This window comes from Streptomyces sp. AC550_RSS872, from assembly GCF_019049285.1.
GTDB lineage: Bacteria > Actinomycetota > Actinomycetes > Streptomycetales > Streptomycetaceae > Streptomyces.
Map to the genome: position 1 here is coordinate 77,694 of NZ_JAGMUL010000021.1, position 12,097 is coordinate 89,790.

Genomic DNA, 12,097 nt, shown 5'->3' on the forward strand with positions numbered 1-12,097 from the left:
CCTCTGGGGGAGCGTGCCAGGCGTCGCGGGGCAGGCGGGACCTTGCGGACACGGTCCAGGGGGTGCCCTGGTCAGTCCACCACCGCCACGGCCGCGTACCGCTCGTCGTCGACGTCCTTCCCCCACAGCCGCGCGTCGTCGGACAGCCGCTCCACGCGCACGTCACCGGACAGCGGTGCGAGAAGTGCGGTGAGCCGGTCGGCCGCTATGCCGACCGACGGCGCCGTGCTCCCCCACACCCCCTCGACCAGCACGAACCGTCCTCCGGGGCGCAGCAGCCCCCGCCAGTGCCGCAGGACCCGGCCGGGGTCGGGCAGCGTCCACAGGACATGCCGGACGAGCACCGCGTCGAACCGCTCCTCTCCCACCGGTGGCGCCGCCGCGTCACCGACGAGGAACGCCGCGTCGCGCCCGGCCAGCTTGGCGCGGGCCAGGTCCACCATCACCGGGGAGCGGTCCACCCCCGTGACCCGGTGCCCCTGTTCGGCCGCGAGGAGCGACAGGCTGCCGGTGCCGCAGCCGAGGTCGAGCACGTCGCAGGCGCGCTCCGGCAGCCAGGACCGCAGCCGGGATGCCCAGGCCCGGCGCACCTCGGGGTCGCGCAGGCCGTGGTCCGGCTCGTCGTCGAAGTCCGCTGCGGCCGCGTCCCAGTCCACGGCCATGCCCGCCTCCGTGATGGCGTGTTCACCGTTGGGCCAAGAGTGACACCCGCCACTGACAGTCGGATGGTGACAGCCGCCACTGACAGGACCAGCGGCGATGAGGAAGTCTCCCCGCAAGGGTCTACCTCCACAAGAACGAGGAACTCGGTAGCCCCTGAAGGAGGCAGCCATGCGCCGTATGACCGTGCAGAAGCCCCTGAAGAGGAAGTCGGACGCTCGCCGGGTCCGTGAGGAGGCGGACGAGTCCCCCTCGGGACGACCGGAGGTCCGCAAGGACATCGCACGAACCTGGTGGCCGGAAGGCTGAAACGGCCCTGTCGGCCCTGAGACACGTCAGTCGAGCCGCTTGCGGTAGTGAACGCGGTCGTACGGCCCGTCCATGCGCCGCTCGATGACCTCGTAGCCGTACTTCGGGTAGATCTTCTGGTTCTCCCACATCAGCGCGTTCGTGTAGAGCCTGACCTCGGGCAGGCCGAGCGCACGCGCGTGTGCGTCCACGAAGTGCAGCAGCCGTCGCCCCACACCCTTGCCGTGCGTGTCGGGGTGGACGGCGATGCTGTCGAGGAACAGATGGTCCTCGTGCGCCTCCAGCACGACGAGGCCGATCACGGGATCACCCGTCACGAACACCTTTCCCGCCGCCACGTTGGCCGCGTGGTCCGCCTCCATGGGCACGGGCGCCCGTCCGATGCGCTCGATATAGGGGTGGTAGGCGGCGTCGGTCACGGCCTTCACGGCTGCTACGTCGGCGGCGACCGCCGCCCTGATGTCGTCGTCCTTCATACCGCGACGGTACCTACCTGATCGCAGTCTCAGCACTCCCTTAAGGCGACCCTAAAGATCGCCATCACCCGCCTTCAGCAGGCGATTTCACGGTGTCCTCGGGCTAGCTTCTGATCGCCCCCACGGGATTCACCCCACGCGTCAGAACCCCCTTGAGGAGATCTTCCATGCCCGCACGCCGCAAGGCCGCCGCCGTCGCCACCTTCGGTATGGCCCCGCTCGCCCTGACCGCCCTCGCCACCGCGCCCGCGTCGGCGCACGGTTCGATGGGCGATCCGGTCAGCCGGGTCTCGCAGTGCTACGCGGAGGGCCCGGAGAGCCCCAAGTCCGACGCGTGCAAGGCGGCGGTCGCGGCGGGCGGTACGCAGGCCCTCTACGACTGGAACGGCATACGCATCGGCAACGCGGACGGCCGCCACCAGGAGCTGATCCCGGACGGCAAGCTGTGCAGCGCGAACAGTGGGGAGTTCAAGGGCCTCGACCTGGCCCGCGCGGACTGGCCGGCGACGAGCGTGAGCAGCGGGTCGTACACCTTCAAGTACCGCGTGACCGCCCCGCACAAGGGCACCTTCAAGGTCTACATCACCAAGGCCGGCTACGACCCGACGAAGCCGCTGGCCTGGAACGACCTGGACCTGGCGAACCCGGTGGCGACGGCCACCGACCCGGCGGCCTCGGGCGGCTTCTACACGTTCTCCGGCACTCTGCCCGAGCGCTCCGGCAAGCAGCTGCTGTACGCGGTCTGGCAGCGCTCGGACAGCCCGGAGGCGTTCTACTCCTGCTCGGACGTGGCATTCGGCGGCGGCGACGCCGGCAGCACCGGCGACTCCGGCTCCGGCTCCGGCTCCGGCTCCGGCTCCGACAGCGAGGCGGCAGCCCCCGTCCCGAGTGCCTCCGCGCCCTCCGAGGAGCAGATCGAGGCCGGTGCGGACCAGTCGACGGTCGAGCACAACGGCCACGGCGACCAGGACGCCGGTACGTCGGCGGAGCCGGTCGCGGCGGCCGGGGAGGAGGAGTCCGGGTCCGCCCCGGCCAACCGGCCGAAGGCCGCCGGAGCCACCGAGAACCTCGCCGAGACGGGCGGGGACAGCGGCACGGCGTATCTGGCGATGGGCGGTGCGGCGACGCTCGCGCTCGGTTCGGCGGTCCTGTTCGCGTCGGTGCGCCGACGGGCGGCGGGCAGCGGACGCCGCTGACGCGGGGCTGCGGGGTCTGACCGGCGGCTCAGGCCGGTCAGACCCCGGTGGTGTTCAGCCGCTCAGTCGCTCAGCCGACCACCGACGCACAGGTGGTCGGCGTCGCACGTGCCGGGTCGAGCGCGTTGGTCACCTCGTGGAAGGCGATCCGGTCGGTCAGCCCCAGGAGCGCGTGCTCGGACAGGTCGACCGCGCACTTGTCCTGGATCAGGACGTTCTTCACGTCGGGCCCGTTCAGGAACTGGGTCCGCCACGGCGTGACCACCTCGTCGTACTTGGTGGCGATGACGGTGTAGCGGACGCCGGGAACGGTGTCGCCGCCCGCGTTGAGCTTGGTCATGAAGTCGGATCCCACGACCTGCTGGGCGAGGGCGGGGGTGGCGGTGGTGAGCAGGTCCTCGGCGCCGGGGAAGTACGGCAGCAGGTTGGTGAGCCCCGCCAGGGTGGTGCCGTGGTTGTTGGGCGCGATGCCGACGAGGGCGTTCACCTTGGCGGCACCGCCGAGGAACTTGAGGTAGTAGCGGGGCATCATGCCGCCCTGCGAGTGACCGACGAGGTCGGCCTTCGCGGCACCGGTGGCGGCGAGCACGGTGTCGATGTAGGCCGACAGCTGCCCTGCCGACTTGTCCATGGGGCCGAGGGCGTGGAAGAAGGGGACGCCCGGCAGTTGGCCGTAGTCGAGGGAGAAGACGCAGTAGCCGCGGTTCACCAGATAGGGCGCGAGTCCCAGCCAGTTGTCGACGGAGTTGGCGAAGGTGCCGTGCACGAGGACGACGGGGCGGGGATGGGCGGCGGAGGGCTTGCAGGAGTAGTCGTTCCAGCCACTGTGCGAGGTCGCCGCCTGCTCGGCCGCCTGGGCGGTGGTGGCGGGGACGACGGCGACCGCGGTGGTCAGCAGCAGCGCGGCCACGGGTCTGAGCGCTCGTTTCCAGGGCAGCATCGTGTGATCTCCTTGCGGCTCAAGGGAGGTGCGACGGCCTTACGCCCTGTGATCCGGATCACGAGGATGCTGTTCACTCGTCAAGTTACGGGTGAGTAGCACACGTGTGAAGTTACGCGTCAGTAAAAACTTCCAGTGATAGCCGGCGATGACCGGTCACCAGGAGGGCCGCAGGGGGCCGTTGGGCGCGAGCCGCAGCAACTGGCGGTACAGCGCGCGGACTTCACCCTCCCCCACCAGCGCCGTCCACTCGCGCACGACGTCCGCGGCCGCCTCTTCGGCGGCCCGCGTGCACGCCCACCCGCGCTCGGTCAGCACGATCAGCCGAGCACGCGCATCCCGCGGATGCGGCCGCCGCTCGACGTACCCCTTGCGCACGAGCTCGTCGACCAGCTGACTGGCGGCCTGCTTGGTGACCCCCAGGTGAGCCGCGAGATCGGTCACCGTCGCACCGTCCGGCGCGAGCCGGGTGAAGGTGAACCCGTACGCCGGCCGCCCTTCGAATCCGCGGGCGATGACGCCGTCGTTGATGCGCTTGGTCAGATCGCCCGCGGTGGCGAGCAGGGCGGCGGTCAGGGCCAGGGCCTCGGAGTTCTGCACGCCTGCATTGAAACACCCTTGACGAAATGGTCAAGCGGCTTGACCATATAGTCAAGTTGCTTGACCACACCGGAGGCCGTCCATGCCAGTCGTCCGCTCGTCCGACGCCGTCACCCACGAAATCCACGGCGCCCGCTTCGTCTCGTACGCCACTCCCGGCACCGGCAGCAAGGAACTGTGCGCGTGGCGCGGCGAGATACCGGCGGGGACAAAGGGGCCCGCCCACACCGTCAACCGGGAGGAGATCCTCCACCTGCTCGACGGTGAGCTGCTGATCACCCTCGACGACCGCACCGACCGGATCACGCCCGGCGACACCCTGATCATCAACCCCGGTGCCACTCTGACCGTCGAGAACCCGACCGAGCGGACCGCCGTCACCTGGGTCACCACATCCATCGGCCTGACGGCGGAGTTGGCCGACGGCACGCGCATCACGCCACCATGGGCCAACTGAGCTCTGAACGGCGAGCGAGCGCCCCCGGCATCACCGCATTCGGCCCGAACTTCGCCCGCGCGCGGTCCGCGACCTCCTCGATGCTGCGGGCCTTCTCGTCGAGCGGGTCGAAGGTGAGCTGGTAGGCGGCCTGCTCGGCGGGGTCGAGCCCTTCGGCGCGCAGGGCCAGGGCCCGCACGCGGGCACGCTGGAGGCCGAGGGCCTCGTACATGCCGTACGCCGCCCTGGTCAGCGCCGCCGAGTGGGCCGTCGGCTCCTTCAGGGTGCGGCTGCGGGTCGTCGAGATGGGGGTCCCCCCGCTCGAGCCTGTTCGAGAGTGGGGGAGGTCGGCATAGCGGGCGGTGAGGGTCAGGGTGCGGCAGACCTTGTCCAGGGCGCGCAGCCGGGCGCCCAGTTCCTCGGCGGCCGAGAGCAGGGCCCGGCGATGCCGGTCGGGGTCCAGTTCGTCGCGGGTGAAGGGCCGTTCGGTGGCCAGCGAACGCGACACGGCGTTCGGGACGACCCGTCCCCGGTCGGTTCCGTTCGCCTTCTCCCGCAGCTCACGCCCGGCCTTCGCACCGACCAGACGCTGGAGCGTCGACAGCGGCGCACCGGCCACCAGGCCGAGGCCGTACTCGCACAGGGTGCGGGCGGTCGCGGCACCGACGCCGGGCAGCGCGGCGACGGGCTTGTCGGCGAGGAACTCCGCGATGGCGTCCGGACCCTCGGGGACGGCACAGGTCACCCCCGGCCGGGCGTCCCGCAGTGCCACGCGGGCCAGCATCGGCCCCGGCCCGGCGCCGATCGCGCAGTCGATCCCGTGATGGGCGAGGGCCCGCACCCGGATCACCGACGCCACGGGACAGGGCGACGCGGCGGCCTTCAGAGAGAAGACGCATGACTTCGGTCATTGCACCGATGTTGGTACGGCACAACACCGCGTCCGGATCGGCGATGTCTCCAACCTCCGTGGAAATGCTCTCGCTTCCGGTGAGGCGGATAGGCGCCTCGGCGAGTTCGAGCCAGCGGTTGGCTTGTTCGGCGAGGAGAGGGCCGAAGCGGAAGGAACGGGTCAGAGTGAGGGCGGTGGCGTCGAAGTCGGTCATTACGTCGCGTGCGCCGCGCCAGCCGTAGATGGCTTGGGCAGAGTCGCCGACCATGACGAGTTGGGCGTGGTCGCGCTGGGTGTTGAAGACCTCTTCCAGGACCGGGTTGGTGTCCTGCGCTTCGTCGAGGAAGAGGAAGTCCGCCTCGATCTTGGGCTCAGTCAGGGCCCACATCTTCAGGTAGTGGTCGTGTTCGAAGCGAACCACACCCCGGTCTGGGTTTTGCAGGTCGGTCCAGGCCTTGGTCGCGAACGGCAGGACAGCGGCGACGAGTTGGGTGTGCTCGGCGTGTGTCGTCATGCGACGGATGTGCGGAACGTGCTGGCATGCCAGAGCGCGGTCGGCGGAGTGGCAGAAGCGTGTCACGGCACGTAGCACGGCGTGGGAGAGCGTCTTGTGGCTGATCTCGTGATCGCCGATGCGGAGGGGCTTGGTGATGCCGAGAGCTTGGCCGGTCTTCCATGCGGGCTGGCGAGGGCCGTTGAGTCGGTTGGCGTAGCGGTGGCCGAGTGCTGCGTATGCGGTCGCATGGGCCGTCTTGCACATCACCGTACGGGGAAAGCGCGTGGCGGCGTCGCAGGCGATGTCCTTATTGAAGGCGAGGTAGCGACCGCGTCGTTTGGTGCTGGCGGCGAGCATCGCGAGGGTGGTGGTTTTGCCGGTACCGGCTCCCGCTTGCAGGACAAGGTGGTGTCCTGCTTGGAAGGTGTCGGTGGCTTGGACCTGCTCTTCGGTCGGGGTGGGCACAACGGCTCCTCAAGAGGGAACGGTGGAGGATTTGTCGCTTGGCGGGCGGCTGTGACAGCTGAGGAGAATGCTCGCTGCGCAGAGCAACAGCTCGTCCGGGGTGTGCTGGACCAGAAGCCCTTCCAGATGGGTTGTCAGGCGGCGAGTTCGATCCTCTTGGTGCCGGGCGACGGCAACAGTCACGGTCTGACTCAGGAAGTCCCGGGGTCGTTGACCGCGGGCAGCCGCAGCCCGACGGATGATGGTGCGAGCCTTGTGGCTGAGGGAGAAGTTCACCAGGACGCAGCCCTGTTGGTCCGGGTAGTGGGTGGTGATCGAGCCGATGGCGAAGTCCTCGCAGTGCGCGCCCAGGAGTCTTCGCACGCTACAGAGTCAGAAGTCGGGTGCGGTCGGTGTTGCTGGCCAGGGCCGCAACGCGAGACGCACGACGCAGTTCACCGTCGGTGGCGGGGCAGGTCAGGCTGATCTCGATCGCGTGGTGGGCGGTCACAGCTGTGTCGTCTTCCTGCTTCGGCCGGTGGGCCCTTGACGTCGAGTGAGTGTTGGGAGCCGGGTGTGGATGTGCTCGTGGTGGACGAGCGGGTCGAAGGTCTCCCACTCGGCTACCGCCACGTCGGCGGCCGTAGGAATGGCGGCGTGCTCGGGGCAGCGTTGAGCCCTCCACCGCAATTGCTCGGCATAAGGCAGCCCCGTGAGCACGTAGACGGCCATGACAGCGCCGAGCAGCGGAAGTTGGCCGTGTGCTGCGGTGGTGGGCAGAAGAGTCCAGACACCCGCCGGGGCGTCGGGTGGGAGCAGCGGACTTGTGCAGCGGTGGCGCCGACAGGTCTGGGCGACGCACTGGATCTCGTCCACCGGGCGTGGGGCGAGGTATCGGACGTAGAGAAGTTGCACGACAGGACGGGTCGGCCTACAGGTAGTCATCGGTGAGGCTTTTGTGCTCGGCGGGACGGAAGGGGGGACGAACGCCCCGCTGTCGATCAGGCGGCGGGTATTGACCGCCAGGACGCGGCGCAGTCCTGCCAATTCAGGTGCCGCCGGAAGGGCGTCGCTGGCAGGACAGAGCATGGCGTGCGGCAATCGGCACCAGCCGCTGCCGTCGCTCGCCGGGTGAGCGACACCGCAACTTACGTGCCAATGACATGCAACGAGGACTTTCTCCGCCGGCAACTCGTGAGGGTGCAGTCGGACGGGCCGCCCGGCGGTGCGGTGGTACCACTCGATGAGGTTGCCGCAATCCCGGCAACGGTCACTCTGGCCGCATCGCAACAGACGGCTGGCGCTGTCGCTGCTTACGCGCAAGGAACGCCTCGCGCGGGCCTGGACGAGGCTGCCGTCCCAGCGGCGGGAAGAGGGGGGTGTGAAGCGCATGCGGGCGAACCTGCCAGCCAACACGCCGTCCGACCGGCGTCACGACCGCAGGAGTCCCCCGGACTGCCGCATCCGATGAGACTGATGTTTGAGAATGCGATCACACGTTCGCACCGAGTCACCGATACGAGCGGTTGGCGATTGCCTCCCGAGAGCCGTCAGCCGCCGGCCTTTTCAGGGGGCTCGTGTCCGTTGCACAACGTCGCAAAGAGCTCGTCGAGCGGGGTGCCCAGAGCATGCGCGAGGGCGTGCCAGGTGTTCAGGGTCCCGATCGTGCGGCCCTGCTCAATCTCGATAAGCGTCCGCCTGGCAAGGCCGCTTCGGGCCGCAAGCTCGTCGTAGCTCCATCCTCGGACCGCCCGCAGGCGCGCGAGCTCCAAGCGGAGTGCCTCGAAGTCCGGATCAGGCGGAAAGATCGTCACCCGACCATCCGACGGGGCAGACCCCTGCCCTGTCAGTGCAGATCTCTGCCCTATTTTCCCAGGTGGCGGCGCGGGCGGGAGGGCAGAAGTCTGCACTACCGTGTGCCGCCGCCACTCCCTCGGGAGCGGACAACGGCGCCGAACGGACTGGGAGGAGCGCGCCTCATGAGGCTTTGCACAACACGCCCGACAGCGCGGCGTACCTGGACTGTGGAGCTGCGGCCCGGATCCGGCGGACCGCAGCTCGTGTGTCAGCAGTGCGGCCACCGAGGCGCGCCCCGCACTGCCGTATCCGCACGCACCGCGGCACTCGAACACCTGGCTGGCCACGCCCGGCGTAACGCCTTGCCGTCACACTTGCGCACCTGCCAGTGCCACGAACGAGGCTGCCGTTGGCACCCCCGCCACCGCGGCTGCGCCGGCCCCATCCGTCTACTTCTCGCCCGTGAGCGGGGCGGGCGGCTCTGGCGGCTTGCCGATGCCTGTACGGCCTGCGCCTCGGCGACGACACAGGCCGCCATGGTTCCGGAAACTTTCCTGCGTGCGGCTGTGACGCCACCAGACGGCACCTCGCGGCGCCGTAAACGACGGCCTAACGGGCCGGGCGACCAGATCCAGGTGCGGGAGATGCTCAGCTACTTGGCCGCAGCCCTGCCGAGTCACACCGGGGCTGCGGCCCGGCTACTCGCCGTGCAATGCGCCTTGCGCATGGACTCCGAGGGTGAGGCCCGGCTGCCGACCGGGGTCCTGCGCAGTCTTCGCCTCGACCGTAACCCGCTCCCATGGAGCGAACTGGAGCAGACCCGGTGGCTCCACAGGACGCCGGCCGCCCCGGGCCCTGCCGACAGAGCGGTGGTCGCCCAGATCCTCGACGGCGCGCTGTTTGTCCAGCGCCCCGCGCGTCCGGACCGCAGGAGAGCCGCTGACTGGGCGCTGCGTGTGGCAAGAGGCGTCTGCGCGGGCGCCGACGACCCGACCCTACGACTAGCCTCACTCTGCCTCGCAGCGCACACGGACTCCTCGGCCGGTCATGGGTGCGCCGAGATGGATCGGATCGCGCGTGAATGTGGACTCGCGCCTGCGGCCGTGCTCCATTTGCTCGACCGGTTGGGGGCGTCCCTCGCCTTCTGGAGCGTGACCCTTGACTCAGGAGATCTACGTTGGGAACTCCTACCGAAGGCCCACCAGCGCCAGCGCCAAGCCTGCCGATCTGACGCCGAGGTGAACCCCGGCGGCTGACGTGTCCTGCCCAGGGGTCGAGCGGTTACTGAAAGTGCCGTGCCTGCACGGGGGCGATTCACCCAATTGCCCTGCCTGGGCGGGGCGCTATGGGGACAGCACTCATTTCGGACAGTGCCCACCCCCCAAGGAATCGCCTCCGTGTTCGAATCCGGGTCGCTGACCGGCGCTGATGAGGTTAGAGTAATCGAACGAGCGTACGATGAACATATCGAGCTTATGGCCGAAAAGGGGTGGAGTGATGGAGGTACGGCATGACGGGCTTCGCCCATCTGCACGTCGCGTCCGGTTACTCCGCTCGCTACGGCGCCGCCCACCCGGAGCATCTCGCCGAGCGGGCGGCCGAGCGGGGCATGACGGCGCTCGCGCTCACCGACCGGGACACGGTCACCGGGGCCGTGCGGTTCGCGCGGGCATGCGCCGGCGCCGGGGTTCGGCCGATCTTCGGAATCGATCTCGCAGTGGAGGCCCTTGCGCCCCCGCCGCCCGCCCAGCGACGCCACACCCCGGCGCGCGGTGGAGCGCACGTCATCGAGCCGCCTCTGCGGTTCGTGTTGCTCGCCCAGAACCGGACGGGATGGGCTCGGCTGTGCCGCATTACGTCGGCCGCCCATGCGGGTGCCGTGTCCGGAACGGCGCCGGTGGTGCCGTGGGAAGCGCTGCGCGAGTACGGCGGCGACCCCGGCCTGACCGTCCTGCTCGGACCGCTCTCGGAGCCGGTGCGGGCCCTGGCGGTGGGCCGGGAAGACGTCGCGATGAAGCTGCTGGCGCCATGGAAGGAGATCTTCGGGAGGGAGGTCCGACTGGAAGTCGCCGCGCAGAAACGTTTTGGCACAGATCCGGGATCCCTGCGCCTGGCCGCCCGCACCCTCGCGCTGGCCGATCACACCCGCACTACCGCCGTACTCTCCAACGCCGTCCGCTACGCCGACCCCGACCAGCATCGCCTCGCCGACGTCCTGGACGCCGCACGGCTGCTGCGCCCCATCGACCGGCGCCACCTGGACAGTGGCCAGCGGTGGCTCAAGGACGAAAGGGCGATGGCAGTCATCGCGCAGATGGTCGCCGAGTGCGCCGGAGCTGGCATCCGACGGGCACGCCTCCTGATGGCGGACACCGCCGCCACGGCGGCCGCGTGCACCGTCGACCCCGCAGCGGACCTCGGCCTTGGCACGCCCCACTTCCCTGAACCGTCGCTCTTCGGCGCCGAGCCCGGAACGGGCGGAGCCGCACAGTTGCTGCGTCGGCAGTGCGAGGCAGGCATGACCCGACGTGGCCTCGACCGCGACCGGGCGGCGCTCGACCGGCTGGACGAGGAACTCGACGTGATCTCCAAGCTGGACTACAACTCGTACTTCCTCGCCGTCGGCCAAGTGGTGGCCGACATCCGGGCCAAGGGCATCAGGGTCGCCGCTCGCGGCTCGGGCGCGGGATCGATGGTCTGCCACGTGCTGGACATTGCAACCGCCAACCCGCTCGACCACCGCCTGCTGTTCGAACGCTTCCTGAGCGTGCGCCGAGCCTCACTGCCCGACATCGACATCGACGTGGAATCCGCCCGCCGGCTGGAGTGCTACGACACGATCTTCGAACGGTTCGGCAAGGAACGGGTCGCGGTCACCGCCATGCCCGAGACCTACCGGGCCCGCCGCGCCCTGCGCGACACCGGCCTCGCCCTCGGCATCGCGCCCGCAGACGTCGACCGGATCGCCAAAAGCTTCCCGCACCTGCGCGCCTCCGACATCACCAGCGCCCTCGCCGAACTGCCCGAACTGCGGCAACTGGCCGCCGAGGCACACCAGTACGGACCGCTGTGGGAGCTCGCCGAGGGCCTCGACTCCTTGGTCCACGGCATGGCCATGCACCCCTGCGGCGTGGTCATCAGCGACGCCACCCTCCTGGACCGGCTGCCGGTGCAGCCCACCCCACAGGGCGACTACCCCATGGCCATGGCCGCGAAGGAGGAGATCGAGGCGCTCGGCAACATCAAACTCGACGTCCTGGGCGTACGGATGCAGTCCGCCATGGCCCACGCCGTCGACGAGATCGAACGGACCACCGGAAACCACATCGACCTCGACGACCCGCGGCAGGTGCCGCTCGACGACGTCTTCGCCTTCAAGCTCATCCAGGAGAGCCAGACCCTGGGCGTATTTCAATTGGAGTCAGCCGGTCAACAAGATCTTTTGTCTCGGCTGCAGCCTCGCGATCCGCAGGACGTCATCGCCGACATCAGTCTCTTCCGCCCCGGTCCGGTCGCCGGAGGTATGCCCGAGCGGTACATTGCGGCCCGGCACGGTGGCGCGCCGTCCTATGCGCACCGGGACCTGGAGCCGGTACTCGCTGACACCTACGGCGTGACCATCTGGCACGAGCAGATCATCGAGACGCTGTCGGTGATGACCGGCTGCGACTATGCGCTGGCGGAGATCGCCCGGCGGTCACTCGGCGAGAAAGATCGGCTGCCCAGTATCAAGGACTGGTTCCACAGCCAGGCACGCGCGCGCGGCTACAGTTCGGCTGTTCGGGACGAGGTATGGAAGACCATCGAGGCCTTCGGCGCGTACGGCTTCTGCCGCGCCTTCTTGGGGCACT

At 69.4% G+C, this 12,097-nt stretch carries 10 protein-coding genes and 3 pseudogenes; 4 read left to right on the top strand and 9 right to left on the bottom strand.

What is annotated here, in order from left to right:
• Positions 1-71: 71 nt before the first annotated feature.
• A complete protein-coding gene (locus KUM44_RS10020) occupies positions 72-662 on the bottom strand; it encodes a bifunctional 2-polyprenyl-6-hydroxyphenol methylase/3-demethylubiquinol 3-O-methyltransferase UbiG (RefSeq protein ID WP_217207450.1) in 591 nt (196 codons plus the stop codon).
• A gap of 169 nt (positions 663-831) precedes the next feature.
• Between KUM44_RS10020 and KUM44_RS10025 the strand changes: the two genes are divergently transcribed.
• Complete coding sequence (locus KUM44_RS10025) at positions 832-969, top strand: hypothetical protein (protein ID WP_217207451.1); 138 nt, start codon at positions 832-834, stop codon at positions 967-969.
• A 26-nt stretch (positions 970-995) separates the two neighbouring features.
• On the opposite strand, the gene KUM44_RS10030 is transcribed toward KUM44_RS10025, so the two are convergent.
• Positions 996-1,445, bottom strand: a complete 450-nt coding sequence (locus tag KUM44_RS10030; RefSeq protein ID WP_217207452.1) for a GNAT family N-acetyltransferase — start codon at positions 1,443-1,445, stop codon at positions 996-998.
• A gap of 167 nt (positions 1,446-1,612) precedes the next feature.
• Here KUM44_RS10030 and KUM44_RS10035 point away from each other — a divergent pair, with 167 nt between their 5' ends.
• Positions 1,613-2,641: a lytic polysaccharide monooxygenase gene (locus KUM44_RS10035; protein ID WP_217207453.1), complete on the top strand. Its 1,029-nt coding sequence runs from the start codon at positions 1,613-1,615 to the stop codon at positions 2,639-2,641.
• Positions 2,642-2,711: 70 nt separating this feature from the next.
• Here the strand turns inward: KUM44_RS10035 and KUM44_RS10040 are convergent, their stop codons facing one another.
• Both KUM44_RS10040 and KUM44_RS10045 read right to left on the bottom strand, forming a co-directional pair.
• On the bottom strand, positions 2,712-3,581 hold the full coding sequence (locus KUM44_RS10040; RefSeq protein WP_217207454.1) for a triacylglycerol lipase: 870 nt from the start codon (positions 3,579-3,581) through the stop codon (positions 2,712-2,714).
• A 156-nt stretch (positions 3,582-3,737) separates the two neighbouring features.
• The gene (locus tag KUM44_RS10045; RefSeq protein WP_217207455.1) at positions 3,738-4,181 is read right to left on the bottom strand and encodes a MarR family winged helix-turn-helix transcriptional regulator; all 444 of its coding nucleotides are present in this window, start codon (positions 4,179-4,181) and stop codon (positions 3,738-3,740) included.
• 82 nt (positions 4,182-4,263) lie between these two features.
• Here KUM44_RS10045 and KUM44_RS10050 point away from each other — a divergent pair, with 82 nt between their 5' ends.
• Positions 4,264-4,638 (top strand): cupin domain-containing protein, encoded by a 375-nt coding sequence (locus KUM44_RS10050; RefSeq protein ID WP_217207456.1) that lies wholly within the window; start codon positions 4,264-4,266, stop codon positions 4,636-4,638.
• Here the strand turns inward: KUM44_RS10050 and KUM44_RS10055 are convergent.
• The 5 genes and pseudogenes from KUM44_RS10055 to KUM44_RS10070 all read right to left on the bottom strand — a co-directional run bounded on the left by KUM44_RS10055 (position 4,616) and on the right by KUM44_RS10070 (position 8,263).
• Positions 4,616-5,476, bottom strand: a complete 861-nt coding sequence (locus KUM44_RS10055) for a hypothetical protein (protein WP_308402556.1) — start codon at positions 5,474-5,476, stop codon at positions 4,616-4,618. The two genes, KUM44_RS10050 and KUM44_RS10055, sit on opposite strands and share 23 nt — an antisense overlap.
• Positions 5,415-6,470 (bottom strand): annotated as a pseudogene (locus KUM44_RS10060) (UvrD-helicase domain-containing protein); the annotation flags it as partial. The pseudogene KUM44_RS10060 and the gene KUM44_RS10055, both read right to left, overlap by 62 nt.
• 486 nt (positions 6,471-6,956) lie before the next feature.
• Entirely contained in the window at positions 6,957-7,364 is a 408-nt protein-coding gene (locus KUM44_RS47145; protein WP_308402568.1) for a hypothetical protein, read from the bottom strand.
• Positions 7,365-7,457: 93 nt separating this feature from the next.
• Positions 7,458-7,841, bottom strand: a pseudogene (locus KUM44_RS47150) (DUF6083 domain-containing protein); the annotation flags it as partial.
• Between the two features lie 158 nt (positions 7,842-7,999).
• Entirely contained in the window at positions 8,000-8,263 is a 264-nt protein-coding gene (locus KUM44_RS10070) for a helix-turn-helix transcriptional regulator (protein ID WP_217207458.1), read from the bottom strand.
• Between the two features lie 1,493 nt (positions 8,264-9,756).
• On the opposite strand from KUM44_RS10070, the pseudogene KUM44_RS10075 reads away from it, so the two are divergent.
• Positions 9,757-12,084 (top strand): annotated as a pseudogene (locus KUM44_RS10075) (PHP domain-containing protein); the annotation flags it as partial.
• Positions 12,085-12,097 lie beyond the last annotated feature (13 nt).